This is a genomic window from Intestinimonas butyriciproducens, from assembly GCF_004154955.1.
GTDB classification, from domain to species: Bacteria; Bacillota; Clostridia; order Oscillospirales; family Oscillospiraceae; genus Intestinimonas; species Intestinimonas butyriciproducens.
The window spans coordinates 442,184-464,586 of sequence record NZ_CP011524.1 but is presented as its reverse complement, the minus strand read 5'-3'; the positions used below and the strand labels follow the sequence as shown (position 1 = coordinate 464,586).

Annotated in this window: 31 protein-coding genes; all 31 read left to right on the top strand. The window is 56.4% G+C overall.

Translation table 11 applies throughout. The features are described from left to right. The first annotated feature begins 155 nt into the window (after positions 1–155). Positions 156–1,259 (top strand): reverse transcriptase domain-containing protein, encoded by a 1,104-nt coding sequence (locus tag SRB521_RS02285; RefSeq protein WP_165366527.1) that lies wholly within the window; start codon positions 156–158, stop codon positions 1,257–1,259. Further along, positions 1,256–1,525 carry a hypothetical protein gene (locus SRB521_RS02280; protein WP_116721421.1) on the top strand — a complete coding sequence of 90 codons (270 nt, stop codon included), beginning with the start codon at positions 1,256–1,258 and terminating at the stop codon, positions 1,523–1,525. The genes SRB521_RS02285 and SRB521_RS02280 overlap by 4 nt, the downstream gene beginning before the upstream one ends. A gap of 15 nt (positions 1,526–1,540) precedes the next feature. Beyond that, positions 1,541–1,696, top strand: a complete 156-nt coding sequence (locus SRB521_RS02275) for an XkdX family protein (RefSeq protein ID WP_116721422.1) — start codon at positions 1,541–1,543, stop codon at positions 1,694–1,696. After that, positions 1,693–1,881, top strand: a complete 189-nt coding sequence (locus tag SRB521_RS02270; protein WP_116721423.1) for a hypothetical protein — start codon at positions 1,693–1,695, stop codon at positions 1,879–1,881. The genes SRB521_RS02275 and SRB521_RS02270 overlap by 4 nt, the downstream gene beginning before the upstream one ends. Positions 1,882–1,892: 11 nt before the next feature. After that, the gene (locus tag SRB521_RS02265; RefSeq protein WP_116721424.1) at positions 1,893–3,227 is read left to right on the top strand and encodes a phage tail tip lysozyme; all 1,335 of its coding nucleotides are present in this window, start codon (positions 1,893–1,895) and stop codon (positions 3,225–3,227) included. A gap of 11 nt (positions 3,228–3,238) precedes the next feature. Next, positions 3,239–3,523: a hypothetical protein gene (locus tag SRB521_RS02260; protein WP_116721425.1), complete on the top strand. Its 285-nt coding sequence runs from the start codon at positions 3,239–3,241 to the stop codon at positions 3,521–3,523. A gap of 21 nt (positions 3,524–3,544) precedes the next feature. Next, a complete protein-coding gene (locus tag SRB521_RS02255; protein ID WP_116721426.1) occupies positions 3,545–3,874 on the top strand; it encodes a hypothetical protein in 330 nt (109 codons plus the stop codon). Between the two features lie 91 nt (positions 3,875–3,965). Continuing rightward, positions 3,966–4,304, top strand: a complete 339-nt coding sequence (locus tag SRB521_RS02250; protein WP_116721427.1) for a hypothetical protein — start codon at positions 3,966–3,968, stop codon at positions 4,302–4,304. Positions 4,305–4,806: 502 nt separating this feature from the next. Then, a complete protein-coding gene (locus SRB521_RS02245; protein WP_207215992.1) occupies positions 4,807–5,481 on the top strand; it encodes a hypothetical protein in 675 nt (224 codons plus the stop codon). Between the two features lie 76 nt (positions 5,482–5,557). Then, the gene (locus tag SRB521_RS02240) at positions 5,558–6,001 is read left to right on the top strand and encodes a hypothetical protein (RefSeq protein WP_087291155.1); all 444 of its coding nucleotides are present in this window, start codon (positions 5,558–5,560) and stop codon (positions 5,999–6,001) included. Next, positions 5,998–6,357: a hypothetical protein gene (locus SRB521_RS02235; protein WP_116721428.1), complete on the top strand. Its 360-nt coding sequence runs from the start codon at positions 5,998–6,000 to the stop codon at positions 6,355–6,357. Before SRB521_RS02240 ends, SRB521_RS02235 begins: the two co-directional genes overlap by 4 nt. An 18-nt stretch (positions 6,358–6,375) precedes the next feature. Beyond that, complete coding sequence (locus SRB521_RS02230) at positions 6,376–6,678, top strand: hypothetical protein (protein WP_116721429.1); 303 nt, start codon at positions 6,376–6,378, stop codon at positions 6,676–6,678. A gap of 14 nt (positions 6,679–6,692) precedes the next feature. Then, positions 6,693–7,892, top strand: coding sequence for an antirestriction protein ArdA (locus tag SRB521_RS02225; RefSeq protein ID WP_116721430.1), 1,200 nt, complete (start codon positions 6,693–6,695; stop codon positions 7,890–7,892). Further along, positions 7,889–9,010: a DUF6329 domain-containing protein gene (locus tag SRB521_RS02220; RefSeq protein WP_116721431.1), complete on the top strand. Its 1,122-nt coding sequence runs from the start codon at positions 7,889–7,891 to the stop codon at positions 9,008–9,010. The genes SRB521_RS02225 and SRB521_RS02220 overlap by 4 nt, the downstream gene beginning before the upstream one ends. Then, the gene (locus SRB521_RS02215; RefSeq protein ID WP_116721432.1) at positions 9,010–9,747 is read left to right on the top strand and encodes a hypothetical protein; all 738 of its coding nucleotides are present in this window, start codon (positions 9,010–9,012) and stop codon (positions 9,745–9,747) included. The genes SRB521_RS02220 and SRB521_RS02215 overlap by 1 nt, the downstream gene beginning before the upstream one ends. A gap of 76 nt (positions 9,748–9,823) precedes the next feature. Then, entirely contained in the window at positions 9,824–10,684 is an 861-nt protein-coding gene (locus SRB521_RS02210; RefSeq protein ID WP_165366526.1) for a DUF4240 domain-containing protein, read from the top strand. Further along, positions 10,681–11,670 carry a DUF4314 domain-containing protein gene (locus tag SRB521_RS02205; protein ID WP_116721434.1) on the top strand — a complete coding sequence of 330 codons (990 nt, stop codon included), beginning with the start codon at positions 10,681–10,683 and terminating at the stop codon, positions 11,668–11,670. Before SRB521_RS02210 ends, SRB521_RS02205 begins: the two co-directional genes overlap by 4 nt. Then, positions 11,663–12,841 (top strand): antirestriction protein ArdA, encoded by a 1,179-nt coding sequence (locus SRB521_RS02200; RefSeq protein ID WP_116721435.1) that lies wholly within the window; start codon positions 11,663–11,665, stop codon positions 12,839–12,841. The genes SRB521_RS02205 and SRB521_RS02200 overlap by 8 nt, the downstream gene beginning before the upstream one ends. Continuing rightward, entirely contained in the window at positions 12,841–13,878 is a 1,038-nt protein-coding gene (locus SRB521_RS02195) for a hypothetical protein (protein WP_116721436.1), read from the top strand. The genes SRB521_RS02200 and SRB521_RS02195 overlap by 1 nt, the downstream gene beginning before the upstream one ends. Before the next feature lie 156 nt (positions 13,879–14,034). Further along, positions 14,035–14,373 (top strand): hypothetical protein, encoded by a 339-nt coding sequence (locus tag SRB521_RS02190; RefSeq protein ID WP_116721437.1) that lies wholly within the window; start codon positions 14,035–14,037, stop codon positions 14,371–14,373. Further along, positions 14,370–15,353, top strand: coding sequence for a DNA adenine methylase (locus SRB521_RS02185; protein ID WP_116721438.1), 984 nt, complete (start codon positions 14,370–14,372; stop codon positions 15,351–15,353). The genes SRB521_RS02190 and SRB521_RS02185 overlap by 4 nt, the downstream gene beginning before the upstream one ends. A 2-nt stretch (positions 15,354–15,355) precedes the next feature. Then, complete coding sequence (locus SRB521_RS02180; protein ID WP_116721439.1) at positions 15,356–15,856, top strand: hypothetical protein; 501 nt, start codon at positions 15,356–15,358, stop codon at positions 15,854–15,856. Then, positions 15,849–16,577, top strand: coding sequence for a DUF3849 domain-containing protein (locus tag SRB521_RS02175; RefSeq protein ID WP_116721440.1), 729 nt, complete (start codon positions 15,849–15,851; stop codon positions 16,575–16,577). The genes SRB521_RS02180 and SRB521_RS02175 overlap by 8 nt, the downstream gene beginning before the upstream one ends. 20 nt (positions 16,578–16,597) lie before the next feature. After that, the gene (locus tag SRB521_RS02170; RefSeq protein WP_116721441.1) at positions 16,598–16,957 is read left to right on the top strand and encodes a SpoVG family protein; all 360 of its coding nucleotides are present in this window, start codon (positions 16,598–16,600) and stop codon (positions 16,955–16,957) included. Between the two features lie 31 nt (positions 16,958–16,988). Continuing rightward, complete coding sequence (locus SRB521_RS02165; RefSeq protein ID WP_242976497.1) at positions 16,989–17,546, top strand: YodL domain-containing protein; 558 nt, start codon at positions 16,989–16,991, stop codon at positions 17,544–17,546. Between the two features lie 131 nt (positions 17,547–17,677). Then, entirely contained in the window at positions 17,678–17,932 is a 255-nt protein-coding gene (locus SRB521_RS02160) for a DUF6133 family protein (RefSeq protein WP_116721442.1), read from the top strand. Further along, positions 17,932–18,339: a prepilin peptidase gene (locus SRB521_RS02155; protein ID WP_116721443.1), complete on the top strand. Its 408-nt coding sequence runs from the start codon at positions 17,932–17,934 to the stop codon at positions 18,337–18,339. Before SRB521_RS02160 ends, SRB521_RS02155 begins: the two co-directional genes overlap by 1 nt. A 10-nt stretch (positions 18,340–18,349) precedes the next feature. Beyond that, positions 18,350–19,174: a Flp pilus assembly protein CpaB gene (gene cpaB / locus SRB521_RS02150; protein ID WP_116721444.1), complete on the top strand. Its 825-nt coding sequence runs from the start codon at positions 18,350–18,352 to the stop codon at positions 19,172–19,174. Beyond that, a complete protein-coding gene (locus SRB521_RS02145; RefSeq protein WP_116721445.1) occupies positions 19,171–19,977 on the top strand; it encodes a P-loop domain-containing protein in 807 nt (268 codons plus the stop codon). The genes cpaB and SRB521_RS02145 overlap by 4 nt, the downstream gene beginning before the upstream one ends. Beyond that, complete coding sequence (locus SRB521_RS02140; RefSeq protein ID WP_116721446.1) at positions 19,977–21,473, top strand: type II/IV secretion system ATPase subunit; 1,497 nt, start codon at positions 19,977–19,979, stop codon at positions 21,471–21,473. Before SRB521_RS02145 ends, SRB521_RS02140 begins: the two co-directional genes overlap by 1 nt. Further along, the gene (locus SRB521_RS02135; RefSeq protein WP_116721447.1) at positions 21,470–22,399 is read left to right on the top strand and encodes a type II secretion system F family protein; all 930 of its coding nucleotides are present in this window, start codon (positions 21,470–21,472) and stop codon (positions 22,397–22,399) included. Before SRB521_RS02140 ends, SRB521_RS02135 begins: the two co-directional genes overlap by 4 nt. Positions 22,400–22,403: the final 4 nt, after the last annotated feature.

The window sequence follows — 22,403 nt, the reverse complement described above, 5'->3', positions numbered from 1 at the left end:
TAGTCGCTATCCCAACAATGTGAACATATTTCCGCAGCACAGTTCTGAAAATTAACCTGTCAAGAGGCGCGGCCAGTAAGTGCATGGGCACCCATCGTCGCGGAGGGGATAAGAAAGGGAAAACTCTCTTGAAAAGTTTCAATGGGCTGTTCGCTATGATGATGGAACGCCAAGAGGCGGCTGCATCCATCGAAGAAGCGGCGCAGCACAAGAAAGACAGACCATCCGTGCAACACATTTTGGAGCACAAGGAGGAAGTGGCTGAACGGATATGCCAGAAGATCGAGCGCGGGGAATGGTATCCGCCCCATCACGAAAGGCAAAAGCTGCAGGAGGGCAGCCACAAAAAGGAACGCGAGATCGTGAAGCCGCGCTTTGATGATGAACAGATCGTGCATCACATGGTCGTGCGGCAGCTCCGGCCTATCATCATACCGAGGCTATACCGATACGCTTATGGCTCCCTGCCGCAGCGCGGGACGCATGGCGCGGTAAAGGTTATGACCCGGTGGCGGAACGAGTACGGGGACAAACGCTTTTATGTATTCGAGGGCGATGTGCGGAAGTTCTATGACAGCATCGACACGGAGCTGTTAAAGGCCAAGCTGGACAAGCTGATTCGGGACAAGCGTTTCAAAGAAGTGCTTTTCCGCATCATTGATGCGTTTGGGCCGGGACTGCCGAAAGGCTTTTATCCGTCCCCGTGGCTGGCAAACCTCTACATGAGCGAGTTTGATAATTTCGTGTTGCAGGTTCTAAAGCCCGACCACTATCTGCGCTACATGGATAATCTTTTCATCTTCCACAGGAACAAGAAAGAGCTGCACCGCATGGAGCAGCAGATCGAACTATTCCTGCAGCAAAGATTGCATCTGCGCATCAAGGACGATTGGCAGGTGTACCGCTTCGAGAAGAAGAAAAAGCCGGAGGGCATGACGGTGGAAGAAGAACGGCGCTGGAAGCGCAGGGCTAAAGGCCGCGCTGTCAATGCGCTGGGATTTGTGATACACCGCGACCGTGTGACCATTCGGAAATCCATCTTGAAGCGGACACGGGCGAAAGCCAATCACATCCACAAGAAGAAGCGATATACCCGGCATGATTCCGCAAGCATGGTAAGCCGGGCGGGCGTGTTCAAACACGCAGATGCGTATGGGTATTATCTGACCTACATTAAGCCAAAGGTTTCTATCCACTACTGCAAGCGACGGATTGCAGCGGCAGAAAAGAAAAAGCGGAAAGGAATGAGTGCAACATGACCGAGTTTAAGACCGTACACGACAGCCGCGCGGAGGAACCCGCCACCATCGACACCACCAGCAGCGAAACCACGGTGTATGAGCGGAAAAACATCCGGCAGGAAACGACCACACGCGGCGAGGGTGACACCGCCATCACCGTGACGGAGTGGGTCTATGAGCAGAGGGAGTATACCCGCGAGGAATACTACATGATGCTCTCGCCCGCCATCCAAGGCGTGCAGCAGTCGTTGAGCAATATCGAGCTGGCAATCGCCATGCTGTGAAAGGAGGTATGAACCGTGAGCGCAAAGTATGAGATGCTGGAAACCAAGTGGAAGCTGGGCTACATCACCCGCGAAACCCTGCGGGGGTGGGTCAAGCTGAACGAGGCAAAGCCCGGCAAGGGCATCACGCCGGAGGAATACGAACGCATCACCGGGGAGAGTTACGAATGAGCAGCCATTTACAGATCATTGCGGAGCTGGAAGCCCTGACGGAAACACAGGCGCGGATTATCTCTGCGCTTGCAACGCGCCTTGCGGAGCTGGGCGATGTTGAAACCGGGAGGGACGAGATCGCGGAGGCGGACAAGGCATACCGCGCATTGATCGGCTGCGACGAGCTGCCCGACATCCCGTGAAAGGAGAAAGCATGACCACAGAGGAAAGAATCTGGCAGCGGCTCAAAGCTGCCGGGTACAACGATTTCGGCATTGCCGGTCTGATGGGAAATCTGTATGCGGAAAGCGCATTGTCGCCGACCAACCTGCAGAACACCTACGAAAAAAAGCTGGGGATGAACGACGCGGCATACACGGCGGCGGTGGATAAGGGCACCTACGCGAACTTTGCGAAAGACTGCGCGGGCTATGGTCTTGCCCAGTGGACATACCCCGCCCGCAAGAAAGCCCTGCTGGATTTCGCCAAGAGCAAGGGCAAATCCATCGGCGACCTTGATATGCAGCTTGATTTCTTGATAAAGGAGATCGCCGGGTATTCCGGCGTGTGCTCCACTCTGAAAAGCGCCAAGTCGGTACGCGCCGCGTCCGACAAGGTGCTTTTAGAATTTGAGCGCCCTGCCGATCAGAGCGAGGCTGTCAAGATCAGGCGCGCAAGCTACGGCCAGAAGTATTACGACAAATACTCTGGTGCGGCACCAAAGGAGGAACCCACCATGTCGTTCAAACCGAGATTGAGCAGGCCGGAGGCCGGGAACAAGTATTACATCACAAAGAGCGCCGGGGGCTACTCCGACGCGATCAAGGGCAGCCCGACGGATGCCGCCTGCAATGTCCTCTCCAACTGCGTAGGCTATGCCTATGGCCGGTTCAACGAGATCGGCGGGTATGGGTGCTGCAAATACCTGCGCCCGGTGAACGCGGAGAACTTCATGCAGTATGCCGGGGGCCTCGCCACCGGGCAGACCCCGAAGCTGGGCGCTTGCATGGTGTGGCGTAAGGGCGCGACGCTGAATGGCTCCGACGGCGCGGGCCATGTCGCCATTGTGGAGAAGATCATCAGCGCGACGGAGATCGTGACATCGGAAAGCGGTTACGGCAGCAAGACCCCGTTCTGGACAAAGACCCGCAAAAAGGGCAACGGAAACTGGGGAGCGGGAAGCGGCTACACATTCTTGGGGTTTATCTACAATCCCGCTGTCAAAGACGGCGCTACCGTAGAATCGGCCAGCTCTGCCGCCAGCGTGCAGACGGCCACCATTACCAAGATGGCGGCGGCACCCCTCCACGACAGCAGCGCAAAGGGCGGGAAACGCTTCACCACGACCGAAAACCTGAATCTGCGGTATGGCCCCAGCGCAGAGAAGATCGCCGGAACGACCAAGGACAAGTACGGCATCATTACCACGCTGGGCAAGGGCACGGGCGTTATATGGTACGGCTTTTACGCTGTTACCAACGGCGTGAAGTGGTTCTATGTTGCTGCAGGCAGTAAGACCGGCTGGGTGAGCAGCGCGTACCTGAAATAACGGAGGCTGCCATGAAGAAGCGCAAAAGGAAGAAACAGAAAAATCGCCGCAGCGATTTGGACTTGATCGTGCTGATGTGCGTGGTCGCCGGGCTGGTTATGACCTGCGGCCCGCTGCTGATCTGGTGTTTCCGCTTCGACACCATCCCGGATTCCTACTTCCAGTATGGCTTCCACTTTTGGGGAAGTGAGTTGATCGCCACGGTGGCGGTCTACTGGCTGAAATCCAGAAAAAAACAGAACACAGAAACCCCAACGCCCGGCAGTTCAGACGAGGACACCGGCGCGGCGGGATAGCGGAAAGAATAGGAGGACTTTATGGAACAGATTTTGAACACCCTTATTACTCTGCTGATGCCGGTGCTGGTCGCCCTGCTGGTGGCTGCCGTCGCGGCTTGGGGCAACGCCATGATCTATGCGGCGCAGATGATCTATCAGGCGTACTTGAACAAGGAGCTGGCGACAGGCCCGGAGAAAATGGCATGGGTCGTGGCGCAGGTGAAAGCATACCTCCCCCGACTGATCTCTATGATTATGAATGATAGCCGGGTGCAGAGCGCGTGCCAGAGTATTTATGACGCTATCAAAATGTTTGCGGTGGCGTATCACGGCGAAAGCGACAAGGAGGGCGGCAAAGATGGCGAGTAAGCGCAAAGGCATCTTTGCCCGGATTGCCGTTTGGGCATACAATCTGATTCCCATTGCGGCATTATTTTCCGTAGTGTTGGAGGACTGAACAATGAACACCGTCTTAACGGTCGTTGCTTCCGTGCTGGCAAGCACCGGCATTGCCACGGTAGTTATGAAGTTCCTTGTGGAAAGCGCCTTGAAAGAGGCGCAGGAAAAGAAGAAGCAGGAACAGGAACGCCGGGAACGGCGGTACAAGCTGGACGACGAGCTGCAGCACAATATCAGCCGGGCGCTTTTCTGGATTCATCATGGCATCAAAGCCCACGAAAAAGCCGAGCCGCATTGCTACTGGAACGGCGAGTTGCAAAAGGCTATGGATGAAATGGGCGATACCGAGAAGCGAAAGAAAAACCTCGACCGCGAGCAGCTTGCGGAAGTAAACGAATAATTTGAAGAACGCCCCGGCCACCGTGGAATCAAGCACGGCAGCCGGGGCGTTTTTTATTGACATTATTTCGCGCTGATATTCTGGATGCACAGGAGAATAGAGGACGCAAACACTATCACTGTGGGCTTAAAGGGTTCGTCTACCGTTGCACTCGCTCCACCATAAAATCAAAACGGTATAGATGCCACTGGCGAAAAGCCAGTGGCATCAACCGTTTCCGGGCTTTTTCAGCTCAAAAATTCACGGATGATTCCATAGATGCCAACCGCTGTTTCCCCCTAACTGGTGGGATTCGAACCCCCTCTTCTCGGAGGTTGGCAAAACCAGAAACCATGTAGCGCCCTTTTTGAAGCATCAATTTTCAAAAAGGGCGCTATTTTTCTATCAATAGAATACACAAAATTTGAGGCGTCAATTTGTTGGTCACGACGGGCCATCAGATTGGCGCCCTTTTTGCTTTCAGACAAATTCAAAAAGGGCACTAAATATCAGGAGGTAGTAAATGAACCGAGAACAGTTTTTTCAGGAGCTTCGCACCGCTCTCCACCGTGAGGGATTCACTCCGCAGCCGGAACAGGATGAATTGCTTCCTGTGGAGTGGGATGGTCTCCCCCTCTGCCGGATCACAGCGGACGGAGGCGTTCGCTACTGGCAGGTGGATGTAGCGACGCCGGAACGGGAACGAGCCTGTGAGCGAGCCACCGATCTGGCCTGCACCGTGCGGGAGTACATGACGCTGCTGGAACAGGCTCCGCCCCTGCAAGCCCAGAGCCTGACCGGTGACTACCGCCTGCTGGCTGACTTCAACGGAGCCGTGCTGGCTGCCCATCCCACCCGGCTTGGCGTTCAATTCGTCACATGGGACTGGAGCTTCGACCGCACAGGTCTCAATCAGGGCAATTACTTTCAGGAAAACTATGCAGGTGCCAAGCAGGACTTCGCCATCCGCGCCGGCCTCATTTCCAAACAGCAAATCTTCAATCAGGAGCAGCTTATCGAAATCTACCGGTGCTGCTCTGACACCTTAGACGCTGGTTATGACTTGACTGCCGAGCAGGAAAAGTGCATACGGGGCGTTCAGGAGCAGATTGCCATTGCAGCTCCCGATGCTCTGGAGCGCATAAGAGAGCAGGAGCAACACCCCATGGAACCCTACAACCAGGAACCGATCATGTAATATTCAGGCGCCGGAGTTTTAGAAATAAGACTCCGGCGCTTTTTTATTGCCTCAAACCAGACAGGAGGATTGAAGATTGGATCAAAAGAACGAACAAAAAGCGCCGCTGCGCATCAAAAACCTGGCTGAGTTGAAACGCTGTATCCGCCCCGGGACAGAGTTGGTGGCAACCAGCCATAGCAAGCACCCTGCCCTGGTCGGGCTTGTACGGGTGGTGACTGAGGTTCAGACCAACGCTTACTATTCCGTGGTCAAGGATCAGCCGACTCATCAGTATTCGACCTGTAATTACGGGAAGGGATTCCGCTCTGATTTCGAAAAGGCATCCAACTATTTATTTGAGGGCACGACCATCAAGGTTCTTGACCGCAGAAGCGGTGATAACAGCGTGCTGTACGAAATGGAGCTTTATCCGGGCGAATGCCTTATGCCCGGCCAGAAAAGCGATACGGAGGAGAATGAGGGAATCAGGGAAGACGATTGCGAAATCAAGCAGAAAGGGATGGGCATGACCTTATGACACGCTACTTCATGCGGGATACACCGCTGTGCCAGATGGAACAGCAGATGATGACCCCGCCCTATTTCAAGCCCAGAGGCCATGGCCGATACTATCCCGGTTTTCAATATAGCAGAGATGACATGGAGTGCCCATACTGCATGAACTTCAGACGCAATCATCCCTGCCCTTTGGAGCAGTGCGTCTGTCTGGATGAACGGATCGTGGCTGGTGCGATTGACCTCAACGAGTTTGTCAGGGATTGCTTCTTCCCTGAAGCTGGAGCGCAGCTTCAGGCCCGGTTAGAGAGGAGTTTCAATGGCTGCTCCATTGAATTTTTCCTGAGCGATAGTCATCGTGAGCGCTGGCAGCACTGACGTGAGCGCTGTTTTCGAATGCCGAACCGTAACCTGGCCGCACTGTTTCTTCTCACGGCGTATGAGGATATCTGGCGCAGGATGATCTGGAAGTTTGATGCCTGCGGATTTGACTTCCAGTCCGTCCAGCTTTCTGGCATCCAGCCGGAACTGTACAGTGTTTATCAGGCGGCCAAAGCCATCTCCACCGGCAGCCGCAATATCACTCTTGCCGATCTCGCATCCCCCGAATTGGTCACAGATGAGGCGTTCTACCTGATTGTCTGCGCTCTGCTTCTGGCCAAGTACGGAGATGCGATTTTGAATTTTGAAGGAAAGTAAGGTGATGCAATGTGATGATGGAAGCAGTTCTGAGCAACGCCGACCACCCGGAATACGGTGTTGCGACGATCCCTCTTCCCATTCCCAGAAATCAATACGACCACTGCGTTGCGCTGTTGGAGGCAATGGAGATCGGCGATACCTCTGAAGCCGACTGCCGCTTGGACTCCCTCGACAGCGCATGGCCCGTGCTGAATCGGCTGGTGAGCACCAAGGTCAATCTGGACGAGCTGGACTATCTGGCCAAGCGGCTGGACAGCTTTACTGTGGGCGAGTTTTCGCAATTTCAGGCGATGGCTGAAAAGCTGAATCTCACCAGCATGAAGGATCTCATCAACCTGACCTTCTGCTGTCAGCAGGCGACGGTGATCACGGACTTCACAAATTTGAAAGAGGTTGGCCGTGATCACTACATGAACATCCATGGCGGGTGTGCCAGCATGGAAGAACTGGAACAGCTGGACGGAGTGGAAACCGCTGTCCTGTTGATTGAGGACAATGAGGGGACTATCACCCGCTACGGAGTGGTCTATGACAACGGCGTGCAGCTTTCACAGCTCTATGATGGGAAGCACCTGCCCTGCTACCACTATGAGGCCGATATGACTGCTATCGGGATATCCTCCCGGTGGGAGCAGGAGAACAGCAGGAATGTGACCTGGATCTATCTCCCTGCATCAAAAGGACAAATTGAGCGCGCCATGCAGCGTTCCGGCATTGCTGACCCAAAGGATATGCGCCTCTTTATAGCTGACAGTTCATTCCCAGAGGAAGTGGATGTAGCACTGGACTTCCAGTGCGATAACATCCACGAACTCAATGAGCTGGCGCTGGCTGTGGAGAAGTTTTCGATTCATGACCGCAAGAAGTTGGGAGCGGCAGTAAGCATGGCCAAGCCGGAAAACGCCAGCCAGATCCGCCGTCTGGCGGAAAACATGGATCTGTTTGAATTCGCCTCCGGCGCTCATACCCCCGAGGAATATGGGAAATACATGATTCAGAGATCCGGCCATTTTGAGTATGACCCCAATCTGGACGAGTTTTATGACTACGAGCGGTATGGCCTGCAGCACATGGACTATCAGTCGGGCGTGTTTACCGACCGAGGCTACATCGCCTATGTTGGCACAGTAGATCTGGAGGAACTGATGGCAGAAGATCCGATGGATCAGTGCCAGCGGGAACAGGGGGTTCAGATGGGAGGAATGACATGATCCGACTTTTCATGAAACGAAGTGGGAGTCCTGTCATTGTCCCGCTCAATTTGCCCGCATCTCATGACGCTATGACAGAAGCGGCCAGCCAGCTTGATGAGGCCAGCAGAGCAGGAAAAACAGAGATCGTCGAGATCAAAAGCGTGATCGCCAATCTGCCGTCGTACCTCAGCGGACTCGACCCTGATTCCAGAACGCAGCTTGCACAGCTGAATCAGCTTTCGAGCATCATTGCCAAAATGGACTCCCGCGAACGGAACATCTATGCCGGCGCCTTGGATGGCAACAGCATCAATGATCTGAACGATATGATTCGTGTGGCGGAACAGGTGTCGGACTATATCCTCATTCCCAATGTCAATTCAGATGTGACGCTTGGCCGTTATGTCGCTGTTGCCGGTCAGATTCAGGGCGATCCCAGATTCCCCGAAGCAGCCTGGCCCTACCTGGACTTCGCAAAAATCGGCGCAGAATACTATGCCGAGCATGGCGGTGTCTATACCTATGCCGGCTATGTGCTCCGCAAGCAGGATGATGAGCTTGTCAGAGAGAAAAAATCGAAGATCCAGCTTGACCTCTCCTCTTCCCAAGCGCAAGTGAGTATCTGCCTTCCGGCAACGAAGGAAGAATTGGAGCGAGTAAAAAGAACACTGGGAATCGATTGTTTTGCAGAGGCAGCAGTAACCAAGGTGTCGTTTTCCGTTCCCTATATGGACGAGCACATTCCCACCACGGGAGTATGCGTGGAAGATGCAAACGAATTGGCTTGGGCCATCGAGGGGATGCAGCTTGAAGACGGCGAGCTGATGAAATACCTGTCGGTTCTTTCTGTGGAGCGGCCGGAAACCATGCAGGATGCTCTTCGATATGCCATGAATCTGGACGACTATGAGCGTATCACGGAGGACACCTACGAATACGGGCAAGCAGTCCTTCGGCGCATCGGTGCTGATGACGAGCTGATTGATACCATCGACGGGTATATGGATTTCGAGAAGCTGGGTGAGGACACTATGGCGGAGGAAGGAGTCCGGCGAACCGAGTTTGGCCTGATCCGCCGATGCAGCAGCCCCTTCGCTGAGGAAACCCAGGCGATGGAGATGGGAGGCCTTTCCTGATGCCCCGTGAAACCGATCTGCTCCGCGTAAAGCTGGTGGCGCACACCCTCCTCGATGTGCAGATCCAGGAAACGGCCCTCTCCCCGGTGATCGTCAGCCACCCCTTCACAAACTCCGGGATCTCCGCGCTTCGGAATGAGGATGGGAGCCTCTCCATGGTCGACCTGATCAACAATTCGGATGACTGCACAAGGTGGCGCAGAAAGGTTGGGGAGCAGATAGACAGCGCCGAAAATGTCCATCAGATTTTCGTACTGCTCAACCCGCCCTATTATCTGACTTTTATCAAATTTGCCGCCTCCGCTCTCTCGGAGAAGGATCTGGGACAGCTCTTATCCACCGCCTGGACACAGGAGGAATGCCCCAATCAGGACTGCAATGTGAGCAAACGAGAACTGGTGGCCTTGTTCCAATCCGTCCCTCCGGAGTCCCTGATGGACGAGGAGGAGCGCGCCGCACACCAGGCGCTGGAGGATACGGTGACGGTCTATCGGGGCGTTACCCCCTACAACGCCAAAAATGTCAGGGCGCTGTCCTGGACACTGGACCGGAAAACGGCGGACTGGTTTGCCCACCGCTTCGGTGAGGAGGGAACGGTGTATGAAGCGCAGATTCGAAAGGAACACATCCTGGCTCTGTTCACAGGCAGAAATGAAAGCGAGGTCATCGTAGACCCGCAGCACTTGGAACAGATCATGGAGTCCCCGGAGCCGGAATTTGAAATGCGCATGACCTGAGCCATCCGGTAATCGAGGAAAGACGAAAACCATGCTTTATTTTGTTGATCATTCGTACTATAGAGAAGGAGAAGCAATGAAAAAAGAGCAATTCTGGCAAATCATTGATGAGACAAACCGATCCATGCAGGATCATGATCAAGAAACCTACTTCTGCAGGATCGTAGAGGCCCTTCTCCACCGCGAGAGAGAAGATATTCTGGACTGGCAGGAAATTTTGAATGAGTATGGCCGGGCCGCCTACCGGAGCGACCTCTGGGACAAAAGCCTCGAGCTTGGCATCCACAGCGAGGAAGAAGGATTCTCAAGTTTTCGGCTCTGGCTTGTATCACGCGGAAAAGATGTGTATTTGAATGTCCTGCGGAATCCTCAAACCTTAGAAGCACTGGTTCAGACCTGTGAGGAGCCGCACTTCGAAAAATTAGACTATGCCGCATACTATATGTCCACTACCGGCTTCCGCTACAAGCTCCTGACCGAGAACCCGGACATCTGCAAAGCGGTGGATGATATCCTGCTGGACTTTGCCGGAGAAGATAACCCAAGGCGAGCCTGTAATTACGGCCTGACGGAAAAGGGCATCAAAGCCATGCAGGATGCTGCCGACCAAACTCTGCCCCACACCTACGCCTGGTTCGTGATTACTGACTGCAACACCTCTGGAGAACATATCTTCCGGGATCTGACCTTGGAGGAGGCCATCCACACCTATCTGGGCAGCGACCGTCCAGAGAAACGGATTGGCGTCACTAAAGACGGAATCGCCACGGTGGATCTGGTACGCTCTCTGGATGGGGAACAGCAATTCTTTACAGACCACTTGAAGCTGGACAGCTTCAAGTGCGACCCGGAGGTCGCCGCAGCAGTAGAAACGCTCCGATTGGAGTTGGAGCAGAATACGCCCCAGCAGGGCATGACAATGGGAGGATTATCATGAGAGAAATTCCGAGAGAGTGGTTGAGCTTTCTCCGAGAACAGTTTCCCGCAGGCTCAAGGATCAAGCTCAGAGAGATGAAAGACCCCTATGCCCCGCTGGAGCCGGGCAGCACGGGGACTCTGGACTACATCGACGATGCCGGCCAGTTCCACATGAAGTGGGACAATGGCAGAACCCTGGCGCTGACCATAGGAGAGGACAGCTTCTCTGTGCTGCCGCCCGAGCCTACCACGCTGAAGCTGTATATGCCCCTGACAGCGGATCTCTACACCCGCAACGAGTATGGAGAGATGGAGGATGACTGCACTCAGTTGGACGGGAGGTCGCTGCGGGTCTATGAAGGCGAGATCCTCAGGGCTCTGATCAACAACCGGATGCCGGAAGAATCCGAGAGCGGCATCATGCACTGGTATGGCGAGGATGACAGCGTCAACCAGAAGGTCAAATCTGTCGTGTTCACCGTTGAGGATCGGAACGGCCAGCTCTGGGGTGTTGCCGAGTGCCGCGTGGTTGGCACCCTCACCCCGGAGGAACTGATCACCCTGAAAGAGTATATCTCCGGACAGGCGTCGGATGGCTGGGGCGAGGGCTTCGAACAGCGGGAGATCTGCGCCGGCGACGATGAGCTGTATGTCCATCTGTGGAGCGTGGAGGATGATTGGGACATCCAGACCGAGGCAGAACGCTTCGCGCCCAGAGTGGCGGAGGGGCTGCCGGAGATGTGCTTCTCGACTCTCAAGTCCACCGGTGACCTCATCTGTATCCGCCGGGGCGAGTCCGGCTACTACCCCTCCGATTGGGACACCGGCGACAAGGAGCAAAATGTGGAGCTGGCGGATAAGATGAATGAAAAGCTGGGAGTCAACCCCATCCAGCGCCAGGCTATGGAAGTGGGCAGTATGTGTGGCTGGGATGTCCCCGGTGCCGATCCCGCCAAATATGAGGAGGACTACAGGCCCCAAATGGGAGGGATGACCCTTGAATGAAGTGTTCCGTGTGGAGCTGTTCGGCGGAAAAACGGATCGGTGGTGCGATCTGGAGCTTCCGGCTACCTACTATGGCCTTTCGGACGCACTGGACAAGCTCCAAATGACATTGGGCGACAAGCCGAGGTGGGAATTCCTTGAACACCATGGTTTTCAGTTCCTCCATGTCCATCTGACCCATGAATGCGATCTGTATCAGCTCAATGCGCTGGCAACCTGCCTGGGACAGATGAACGGCAGAGAAAGAACGGCCTTCGAAGGGCTGTTCAACATGGAGGTGGCCAAAAAATACGGTCCCATCAGCGTTGCCACCATGATCGACCTGGCCTACAGCGCAGACTGCTGTCATGTGGTCAACGCCACGACGGACGAGCAGCTCGGCAGGTTCTATGCGGAGAACGATTTCATCCCTGCCCTGGAAAAAGTTCCGGATTCCATCTTCGAGTATCTTGACTTTGAGATGCTCGGAAGAAAAGCCAGGTTTGAGGAGGGCGGCGTTTTCGCAAGCGGCGGGTATGTCACGCAGCACACCGAGCTGAAGCAGGTATATGACAGCCTGGCCTTGCTTCCCGAAGCGCCGGAATACGGCATCCGCCTGACGGTCGGCAGGTATCCCTTCCACTCCAATGAGCAGCCGGATAACATGATGTGTCTGGATCTGCCAGCCACGCAGGAACGGCTGGATGCCGTGCTGGAGGCTTGCGGAGGCGCCTCCTGGTCGGAAATGGTCTTCCAGGTGGAGGACAGCGCGATGCCTGCGCTTCTGGAAAACACGGACTGCGACGATATCCATGGACTGAACGAGTTGGCCAAATGCTTTAAGGAGCTGAGCACACAAGGAGAACTTTCCAAATTCAAGGCAGTTATCCTTGCGGCAGATTGTCACGATATCGCTGCCGCTGTCCAGATTGCGGAAAATCTGGATGACTATCTGCTCGAGCCTGATCAGCGAACCCCCGAGGAGGTAGCCATAGAGGAACTTCGCTTCATTGTGGATGAGCATTCCCGGTCCATTCTGCAGAAGCACGTCGTCCTCTACAACTATGGTCAGGATGTCATGGCAGCACACAACGCTCTGCTGACCCCCTACGGGCTGGTTCAGCGCAGAGATGGCGAGCCGATCCGCAATGAAGAAACACAGGCAGAAAATGCCGGAATGGAGATGATGTGATGGCGAGTCGGCAAACCAGGCAACTCCTGGATCTTCTGGACGGTTTTGAAATGACCAAATCCCAACACGACTGGCTGGAACGGCGATTCGAGAACATGACGGTAAAAGAAAGCCTTCTGTTCCGCGGAGCAATGCAGATCGAGCAGCCGAGGATGACCTGCGATGTGATGCTGATTGCAAGTCAATTGGATCACTATGATCTGTTCTATGGGGCCGGGGATGATGTTCAGCTGGGCAAATTCATCATGGAGCAGATCCAGCGTCCCTCTGATCAAGCGCGGGAGTTTCTTGACCCGGAAAAAGTGGGTGCGGCTTACCGCCAAAAGGGCGGAAACACTTTCTGCGACGGGCACTTTATCAAGGGCACCTCTTTAATCGATCCGTTTCTGGACAGTAACCCTTCGATGAATCCCGACAAAGGTGACTACGGCATCCGAGTCAAGCTGGCCAGCCGAACCAACATGGACGGCGTGTGGGTGGGCTTCCCGGACACCGGCGAATACATGGACGCCGCACACCCGGACGAACTTCTCCTGGCGCTGGACGCACTGGAGGTCGAATCCGTGACCGAGTGCATTGCTGTGGATGTGGACTGCTGCCTCCCGCAGCTGAAGGACATCCTCTCCCAGTACGGCTCCGCGTCGGAACTTGTCCGCCATGCCATCGACTTTGGTTACATCTGGGGCGAGCAGGGACAGGGAGAACCCAAATGGCTGGATAAGTGGCAGGCAGTCATGGAGCTGGAGGACTGCCACCGCCTGGATTACGCCTTAGATCTGGCGCAGAACCTCCACTGCTATCACTTCATGCCCCGTGACATGGATCTTGTCGATTTCGGAAAAGAGCTGGCAAAACGGGATGGCATCTATCCCAAGGACGAACTGCTCGCCTCCTGCTTTGACGCTGAGGGCTATGCCAATCAGAGAATGAAGCGCATGGGCCTGTCCGCCGCAGAACATGGGTTTGTATCCTGGAACGGCACAGAGCCGGTCTATGAGTACAGTCAGCCGGAGATGGAGCCGACCATGTCCATGTGAAAAGCTGCCGCACAGACCAGTCTTCGCCGCAACGGAGGTGATGAAATAAAAAGAGTCAAATAGCCTGAAAGCTACAGGGGCCGTTACCCGAAAGGGACGAACGGCCCCTTCTTTTTTTGCGCTCTTTCCGGGTAACTGTCCCGGAAAGGAGTCTTCATGACGACGGACAACCCTATTGCCAAACACCTGAAGGAGTATCACTGCGGTGAGCTGAGAGTCGTCCCCAGCCGTGAGCTGGAGGCCGCTTTTCAGATCCGCGGACCCGACCTGCGACGGTTGATCAACAGCCTGCGCGGGGACGGCATCCCCATTTGCAGCTCTGATGCCGGCTATTATTACGCCGGCACCGAGGAGGAGCTGCGGAGGACGATCCGGCAGCTCCGAAGCAGGATCAAGAAGATCGCCCATGCGGAGCGCGGCCTCACAAAAGCGTTGGAGCAATTTACCGACAGCGGCCAGATATCCCTCCCTCTGGAGGGAGGTGATACCGCTTGAAAAGCTTCATCCCCTGGGTGGGAGGCAAAAGCAAGCTGCTCTGGCTGATCCACAAGCTGTCCCCCTCGCGCTATTCCCGGTTTATCGATGTGTTCGGCGGCAGCGGGACAGTAACACTGAGCCGTCCGATCCAGCAGGGATGCATGGAGGTTTATAACGATTTCAACGGCGACCTGACCAATCTGTTCTGCTGTGTCAAAAACAGAACCATGGCGCTCCTTCTGGAGCTTGGCTTCCTGCCGCTGAACACCCGTGATGACTTCAATGTGCTGTATAAGTTTTTCTCCCGTGAGGAATTCACCGATGACTATCTGGACGAGGAGATGGAACTGACCCAGCGATATCTGGAACCGCCGGATGCCAAAACCATCCGAAGGATGATGCTGGAACGAGCGCCTCGCGGAGATGTGCGGCGGGCTGCTGACTATTTCAAGCTTATCCGGTACAGCTTCAGCGGCGGCGCAAAGTCCTTCGCCGGAAAATCCTGCGACATCCGCCGCTTTTTCCATCTGGTCTGGGAGTGCTCACGCAGACTGGCGGAGGTGGTCATCGAGAACAAGGACTGCGTCGACCTCATCCGCCAATATGACCGGGAAGACGCATTCTTCTACTGTGACCCGCCTTACTACGATGCGGAGGACTGCTATGCGGTGGGCTTTCCCAAGGAAGGCCACCAGCGCCTCCACGATGCGCTTCTGGAGTGCCAGGGGTTTGTGATGGTTTCCTACAACTACTGCCCCTTCATCGTAGATCTGTACAAGGAGTTTTACATCTTCTACACCACACGCCCCAACAGTATGTCCCAGAAAGCCGGAAGCGAATACGAGGAGATCGTCATCACCAACTACGATCCCCGTCTCTATAACTCCGCAAGGCATTGGCAGCTCAGCATTTTCAATCTGTCAGCCGCGGAGGAAGACGACGGGCGCTACACGCTGATCCACGAACCGAAAACAAAATCTGATAAAACGGAGGAATGAAGATGACCTTTATCAAGTACACCAACGACGGCAAGGCCGTTATCCAGCCGGCGGCCCTCACCCTGAGCGGCCTCGAGCGGGAGGAAACGCTGGAGATGCATATCCTGGAAAACGCCATTGTCCTGCTCAAGCAGGAGATGGAGCCGGTGGAGAAAGCCACCGCTATGATGGCGCTGATTCGTCTGGTCAACAGCCTGTGGGCGGATATGATGGCCGGATGGGAGAAGCAGGAGGGCGATGCGGACCCGTGCGACGGTTGTTCTGGCTGCGGCGAGGATATGCTGCCCATTCCTGCGGAGGCCTTTGCGGATGCCGGCATCCTGCACGACAACCTCCGTGTGGTCAGCGTGGACGGCGCTGTTCTGGTGGTATCCGATGATCGCAAGACCAAGTGGGCGTCCGAGCTGGACAAGAGCCTGGAACAGCTCGGCATCGACAGGGTCGATTTCGAGAAGCTGGTCAAGGCAGTCATGGAGCTGGATGAGGACGAGGACGATGACTAAGGATCACGCCTACCTCTACCTCAGTTCCATCTCCGAGGCCAAACGGCAAAACGAGGTGGCTCTCTGGCGGGCAAGCCACTTGGAGAACATCGCCTGTAAGCAGGCCATCGAGGAGGCCATCCGCAAGGGCTTTGATGGGATGCACCTGAGTCACGACTGCGCCAGGGGCGTCATCGAGGACTTTGGCTTCAAGCGTGTGGGATGGGTGCTGGCCGCAACCATTCAGCTGAAACCGGAGGATGGGCGCTTCAGCCGCCGGAACAAGGAATGGGCCGCTGCGACCTTTATCCCCCGCAGCGACCGAAACTATGAGTTCATGGTGGAAAGTCACGTCGGTGTTCTGGACATCTTCGTAAATGAGTTTCGCGACGCCCAGGATGCGCTTGGGATGTTTGTGCGCTCCCACTGCGACGATATGACCGGGCAGGAGCTGGAGGGCAAGGTGCTGGTAATGAGTCCATTCACGCTGAAGGAGTCCTATTGGGCGCCGGAGAATCAGCTCTGGCTGGCGACCGGCGGCTTCGGCTGCGCCCCCAACGCTGCGGGCAGAGCGGTATACGCCACCTGCCTCGGTGACGGGGAGCGAACCCGGTGGAACCGGAGCGATTTCATCGGCATTCTCAAGGAAGAACATCTGCCCGACTGGGCAAGAGAAAGCCTGGAACAGATCCGGCGGGAAGATCCTGCCGAATCTGCCGGCATGACAACCCCATCCATGTGAGTGAAAGGAGCTTGATAACCATGGCAGCGACCAAAAAGAAACAGCAGGAAACCACCACGCCCCAGGTGGAGGCGCGGATCGACCGTCTGGTGGACGGAGATTTCAAGACCAAAGCCTTTGCCAGCGCTACCATCGGCGGGGCCTTTGCCGTCCACGGCATCCGGGTCATCGAGTCCGACAAGGGCCGTTTCATCTCCATGCCCCAGGACTCCTACAAGAAAAACGGTGAGACCAAGTACAACGACACCTTCCATGCCATCACCGCCGAAGCCCGGAACGCTCTGGTGGATGCCGTCAACGACGCCTACGAGCAGAAGCTCCAGGAGCAGCAGGAACAGAAAGGCGACGCTCCCGACCAGGCCATGAGCCAGCAGATGTGAGCCGCTCGCCCTGAAGGGAGGTGATGTGATTTTGGTCCGCTTCACAATAGACAATCGAAACCGCCTGATCTTCTATGGCAACACGGTGGGCTATGTGAAGGATGACGCCGCTGTTGTGGACGAGATGTTCCAGACGGATGAGCTGTCCCGCTACCTGGCCCGGTTGAATCTGACGCCTCAGTGGAAGGAAGGCGTATTTGACCGCCTTGCAGCCGGAGAGGCGCCCGGCGAGGAGCTGGGGCAGCCGCAAAAAGGCTGCCGCATCTGGCAGCTCCGGAAAGGCGTGGATGTCACCATGCGCTTTATCGGATATGAGGATCTGATAAAGCGGTTCGGAGAACCGGACGCAGACAATTATACGCAGGTCTATGACGGCGATCTGGGTACCAACGATTTGGAGCAGATCTACGCCATCTGCCGGGACAGCCCGCCTCCCGGATATCAGGGCTACCGGATGGCTCTGTCCGATGTGGTGGAGCTGTACGATGATTCCGGCAGCGAGTTCTTCTACTGCGACCGCGTAGGATTCCGTCCCATCCAGTTCAACCAGCGTCAGGAGCAAAACGAATGCCACGAAATGACTATGTAGTCTGGGAGGATAGCCGCCCGGATTTTCCTTTGCCCAGCCGAGGCCGGGGGCCTCCCCAAACGCATCCCATGATCTCTTTCCAGCCAACACACTACCAAAAATCATTTTTACTTACAGGAGGAATGTACCTTATGAAGAAGCTGTTCAAGAATATCGCCAAGTCCGCCAAGTCCGCCGCCATCAACTGCCAGACCTCCATCGCCGCCTTCCACCGCCGCGCCGTCTGCGGCAACGCCGGCGAGGGCTATATCGATACCGCCGTCAAGGTGCTGATCGCCGTCGTCCTGGGCGCCCTGGTGCTGGCCGGTCTGTACGCTGTGCTGAACGACACGGTCATGCCCACCGTGACTCAGCGCATCCAGGAGATGTTCGACTACGCCGGCTGATGCACTGGGCGCAGGCGCTGGTCTTCTGCGGCTGCCTGATGGGCGCTTCGATCTATGATGTCCGACACCGCCTGGTGGATGACCGGGTCTGTGTGGCGCTCGTGCTGGCGGGGCTGATCACCATCAGCCCCGCCTCCTTTTTGGGGGCGCTTGCGGGAGGGCTGCCCTTCTATCTGGGGGCGGGCTTTGGGAAAAACGGGGCCGGGGATACGGTGCTTGCGGCGTCAGCGGGGTTTGTGCTGGGCCTTTCCCGCACTCTCGCGGGGCTTACGCTGTTCGCCTTTTGCTACGCCCTGTTTGTGCTGGGAAAAAGTCTTGTTCTGAAGCTCTCCCATCGCCCCACCCGGTTCACCTGCCCACTGGTCCCGTTCATTGCCGCAGGATTCATTCCCTCATATTTCTTATAAGGAGGCTCATATGAAGATTTTCCGTAACCGCACCGTGATTGGTGTGCTGTGTATCCTCCTGGCGCTCGTCATCTGCTTCGGAGTGACGCCTCTGTTCAGCCGCAGCGCCAGTGAGAAGGCTGAGATCGTCCGCGTCACCGCCGACATCAAGGAGGGCGACGAGATCACCGCCGAGATGGTACAGACCGTGGAGGTGGGCGCCTATAACCTGCCGTCCGGCATCATGACAGAAAAAGACGAGGTCGTCGGCAAGTATGCCGCCGCCGACCTGAAGGTGGGCGATTACATTCTGGCCAGCAAGCTCTCCAACAAGCCTGCCGCTGAGAATGCCTATCTCTACAATCTGGACGGCACCAAACAGGCCATTTCGGTCACCATCAAGAGCTTTGCCACAGGTCTGTCCGGCAAGCTGGAGAGCGGTGACATCGTTTCCGTCCTCGTGGCCGACTATCAGGGCATGGGTGAAACTGTGATCCCACCCGAGCTGCAGTATGTAGAGGTCATCTCCGTTACCGCTTCCTCCGGCTATGACGCCAACACCGGCGAGGCGGTTGAGGATGAAAAAGAACTGCCCTCCACCGTCACCCTTCTGGTGACCACCGAACAGGCCAAGGTACTGGCCGGTCTGGAACAGGAAAGCGAGCTGCATCTGGCCTTGGTCTACCGTGGCGCCCCTGAGAACGCCGATGAATTTATCGCAGCGCAGGACGCTCTGATTGAGGAGCTGTACGCCGAGCCGGAAGCCGAGGAGACTGCCGAGACAACTGAGAATACCGAAACCGGGGAAAGCGAGGGTGCTGATCCTGCCGCAGAGAGCGAGGCGGATGCGGAATGAACTTCATGAAAGGAACCCTCTTTCACCGCAGTACGGAGCCAGAGGAGGTGGAAATCACCCAGGAATCCGGCGGCGGAGTCCTGGCCGTCTGGGGAAGCCCCGGCTGTGGCAAAACTGTGACTGCGGTAAAGATCGCAAAGCATCTGGCGTCCCAGAAAAAGAATGTGGCGCTGCTGCTCTGCGATATGACCGCCCCCATGATGCCCTGCATCTGCCCGCCCTCTGAGCTGGAGTGCGACAAATCCCTGGGCAGCATCTTCGCCGCCCAGCGGATCTCCGTGAATCTCATCAAGCACAACCTGACCACCCACAAGAAGCTGTCCTACCTGACCATGCTGGGGCTTCGCAAGGGAGAAAACGAGTACACCTATACTGCCTGCACCAAGCAGCAGGCAGAGGAACTCATCCGCGGCCTGCGAGAGATTGCCCCCTATGTGGTCATCGACTGCTCCAGCTATATCGCCAATGACATCCTCTCCGCCGTGGCGCTCATGGAGGCCGACAGCGTCCTCCGGCTGGCCAACTGCGACCTGAAATCCATCGGCTATCTTTCCAGCCAGCTCCCGCTCCTTCGGGAACTGCACTGGGATGAGGACAAGCAGTACAAGGCGGCGTCCAATATCAAGCCCCTCCAGGCGGCCGACCGTATTGGAAAGGTGCTGGGGAGCGTCGCTTTCCAGCTTCCGCACTCCCAGGAGCTGGAGGAGCAGTATCTGGAGGGCACGCTCTTGAATGATCTCTCCATGAAAGACAGCAAGGCGTTCCGCCGGGAGATCGAGAAAATCTGCAAGGAGGTGTTCTGATGCTTGGCAACAAGAGAAGCAATTCCATATTTGCCGCGCCCCCGGCCACCGCCCCGGTGGAAACCAAGCCGGAGCAGACCGAGGTGCATGACATCTCCTTTGAGGAAAATACCGGAAGGGCTATTTTTGCGGAAACCAAGGTCGCCCCCAAGGCGAGCGATGTCTTCTTCGCTCCCCAGGCCGAGGGGATGCCCTTCGCGGAGGTTCTCACTCAGGTACAGTCCTACCTCTCCGGTACCTACGCTACCCTGATCACGGAGAGCGGCGACGAGGCCAAGGAGCAGATGAAGCGCCGGATCGCCCGCTATTTGCAGGACAATCGCATGGCGGTGGACGGCATGAGCCAGAGCGAGCTGGTGGATGCCCTTTATACGGAGATGGCCGAGTATGGGTTCCTGACCAAGTACATCTTCGCCGACGGCATCGAGGAGATCGACATCAATTCCTGGCGCGACATTGAAATCCAGTATTCCGACGGCCGCACCGTCAAGCTGGAGGAACACTTCGACTCCCCGGACCATGCGGCCAATGTCATCCGCCGTATGCTCCAGAACTCCGGTAAGGTGCTGGACAACGCCAGCCCCATCATCACATCCCGTCTTGCCAAGAACATCCGTGTTTCGGTCATCAAGACCCCGGTGCTGGACGAGGACGCGGGCGTCGCGGCTTCCATCCGAATCGTCAACCCCAAGAATCTGACTAAGGAGGACTTTGTGGGCAGCGGCACCGCCACGGAGGAAATGCTGGATTTCCTGTCCGCCTGCCTGCGCTACGGCGTCTCCATCTGTGTGGCAGGCGCGACCAGCTCCGGCAAGACTACCGTGGCGGGCTGGCTCTTGTCCACCATCCCTGACCGCAAGCGGATCTTCACCATCGAGGACGGCTCCCGTGAGCTTCAGCTCATCCGGGAGCAGAACGGCAGGGTGGTCAACTCCGTCGTCCACACCCAGACCCGCGACAGCGAGAACGAGCGGCAGCGCATCGACCAGATTGCACTACTGGACATCGCCCTTCGCTTCAATCCCGACATCATCGCCGTGGGCGAGATGCGAGGCCCGGAGGCTAATGCTGCCCAGGAGGCCGCCCGCGTGGGCGTGGCCGTTCTCACCACCATCCACTCCAGCTCCAGCGAGGGCACCTATCGCCGCATGGTATCCCTGTGCAAGCGGGCCGTGGACACCCCTGACGATACGCTCATGGGCTATGTCACCGAGGCATATCCCATTGTGGTCTACTGCCGCCAGCTGGAGAACAAGGAGCGCCGCATCACCAACATCTCCGAGTGCGAGATCCTGCCGGATGGGAGCCGACGGCTTCACAAGCTCTACGAGTACAACATCACCGAAAACCGTCTGGAGGGCGACCGGTTCATCATTGAGGGACACCACCAGAAGTGCGAGGAGATGTCCGAGAGCCTGCAGCGCCGCTTTATTGAGAACGGTATGCCCCGCGGTGAGCTGGAGCAGTTCATCCAGAGAAAGGAGGAAACTGCATGACAATGATCCAACTGATCGCCTGCATCGGCATGATCGCCGGGCTTTTTATGGTGCTGGGGATCTCCCCTGCAGAAATGAGCGACAGCATCTTCTCCCGGCTGACTGCCGCCCCCGGCAGCATCCGGGCGGATATCAACGAGACGACCAAGCGAAAAAAGGCCGGCTTCTTCCGCCGGGAGATCACGGAAGCCCAGGCGGTGCTGACCGCATCCGGGCGTGAGGGGAAGTTTCCCATGGTGTGCATGGCCTCCCTGGTGCTGTTTGCCCTGGGCGCCTGCATCGCCATTCTCGCCGGGAACGCATTCCTTGTCCCTGTGCTGGCCGTCGGATTTATGCTGGCGCCGTTCTGGTATGTCAAGCTGACAGCCGGCAGCTTCAAAAAGGATGTGGCCGCAGAGCTGGAAACGGCGCTGTCGGTCATCACCACCGCCTATCTGCGCACGGAAAACTTCCAGCAGGCGGTGGAGGAAAATGTCCGATACCTGCACCACCCGGTGCAGGAGGTGTTCCAGCGGTTTCTGACCCGCATCAAGCATATTGACCCGGACATGGACGCCGCACTTCACGACCTGAAATACGCCATCGACAATGAGGTGTGGCAGGAGTGGTGCGAAGCGGTGATGGCGTGCCAGACAGACCGCAGCCTGAAAAGCACCCTGACGCCCATCGTCAGCAAGCTGTCGGATATGCGAGTGGTCAACGGAGAGCTGGAAAATCTGGTCTTCGGCCCCCGCAAGGAGTTCGTCACCATGGCAATCCTGGTGCTGATCAATATCCCACTGGTGCGGTTCATCAACACCGATTGGTACCACACCCTGGTGGACACCATCCCCGGCCAGATGGTCATCGCCGTCTGCATCGCAGCCGTATTCGTGTCCTTTGCTTTTGTGGTGAAGCTGACCCAGCCTATTGAGTATCGGAGGTGAGGAA

Bases quoted from the DNA above. Each gene is read 5' to 3' on its own strand.
- SRB521_RS02160 (WP_116721442.1), top strand. From the start codon at position 17,678: ATGAAGAAGCTGTTCAAGAATATCGCCAAGTCCGCCAAGTCCGCCGCC.
- SRB521_RS02285 (WP_165366527.1), top strand. From the start codon at position 156: ATGATGATGGAACGCCAAGAGGCGGCTGCATCCATCGAAGAAGCGGCG.
- SRB521_RS02225 (WP_116721430.1), top strand. From the start codon at position 6,693: ATGATGGAAGCAGTTCTGAGCAACGCCGACCACCCGGAATACGGTGTT.
- SRB521_RS02270 (WP_116721423.1), top strand. From the start codon at position 1,693: ATGAGCAGCCATTTACAGATCATTGCGGAGCTGGAAGCCCTGACGGAA.
- SRB521_RS02190 (WP_116721437.1), top strand. From the start codon at position 14,035: ATGACGACGGACAACCCTATTGCCAAACACCTGAAGGAGTATCACTGC.
- SRB521_RS02140 (WP_116721446.1), top strand. From the start codon at position 19,977: ATGCTTGGCAACAAGAGAAGCAATTCCATATTTGCCGCGCCCCCGGCC.
- SRB521_RS02230 (WP_116721429.1), top strand. From the start codon at position 6,376: ATGCCGAACCGTAACCTGGCCGCACTGTTTCTTCTCACGGCGTATGAG.
- SRB521_RS02280 (WP_116721421.1), top strand. From the start codon at position 1,256: ATGACCGAGTTTAAGACCGTACACGACAGCCGCGCGGAGGAACCCGCC.
- SRB521_RS02170 (WP_116721441.1), top strand. From the start codon at position 16,598: ATGGCAGCGACCAAAAAGAAACAGCAGGAAACCACCACGCCCCAGGTG.
- SRB521_RS02180 (WP_116721439.1), top strand. From the start codon at position 15,356: ATGACCTTTATCAAGTACACCAACGACGGCAAGGCCGTTATCCAGCCG.
- SRB521_RS02215 (WP_116721432.1), top strand. From the start codon at position 9,010: ATGCCCCGTGAAACCGATCTGCTCCGCGTAAAGCTGGTGGCGCACACC.
- SRB521_RS02195 (WP_116721436.1), top strand. From the start codon at position 12,841: ATGGCGAGTCGGCAAACCAGGCAACTCCTGGATCTTCTGGACGGTTTT.
- SRB521_RS02210 (WP_165366526.1), top strand. From the start codon at position 9,824: ATGAAAAAAGAGCAATTCTGGCAAATCATTGATGAGACAAACCGATCC.
- SRB521_RS02260 (WP_116721425.1), top strand. From the start codon at position 3,239: ATGAAGAAGCGCAAAAGGAAGAAACAGAAAAATCGCCGCAGCGATTTG.
- SRB521_RS02235 (WP_116721428.1), top strand. From the start codon at position 5,998: ATGACACGCTACTTCATGCGGGATACACCGCTGTGCCAGATGGAACAG.
- SRB521_RS02175 (WP_116721440.1), top strand. From the start codon at position 15,849: ATGACTAAGGATCACGCCTACCTCTACCTCAGTTCCATCTCCGAGGCC.
- SRB521_RS02135 (WP_116721447.1), top strand. From the start codon at position 21,470: ATGACAATGATCCAACTGATCGCCTGCATCGGCATGATCGCCGGGCTT.
- SRB521_RS02245 (WP_207215992.1), top strand. From the start codon at position 4,807: ATGAACCGAGAACAGTTTTTTCAGGAGCTTCGCACCGCTCTCCACCGT.
- SRB521_RS02250 (WP_116721427.1), top strand. From the start codon at position 3,966: ATGAACACCGTCTTAACGGTCGTTGCTTCCGTGCTGGCAAGCACCGGC.
- SRB521_RS02255 (WP_116721426.1), top strand. From the start codon at position 3,545: ATGGAACAGATTTTGAACACCCTTATTACTCTGCTGATGCCGGTGCTG.
- SRB521_RS02145 (WP_116721445.1), top strand. From the start codon at position 19,171: ATGAACTTCATGAAAGGAACCCTCTTTCACCGCAGTACGGAGCCAGAG.
- SRB521_RS02220 (WP_116721431.1), top strand. From the start codon at position 7,889: ATGATCCGACTTTTCATGAAACGAAGTGGGAGTCCTGTCATTGTCCCG.
- SRB521_RS02155 (WP_116721443.1), top strand. From the start codon at position 17,932: ATGCACTGGGCGCAGGCGCTGGTCTTCTGCGGCTGCCTGATGGGCGCT.
- SRB521_RS02205 (WP_116721434.1), top strand. From the start codon at position 10,681: ATGAGAGAAATTCCGAGAGAGTGGTTGAGCTTTCTCCGAGAACAGTTT.
- SRB521_RS02265 (WP_116721424.1), top strand. From the start codon at position 1,893: ATGACCACAGAGGAAAGAATCTGGCAGCGGCTCAAAGCTGCCGGGTAC.
- cpaB (WP_116721444.1), top strand. From the start codon at position 18,350: ATGAAGATTTTCCGTAACCGCACCGTGATTGGTGTGCTGTGTATCCTC.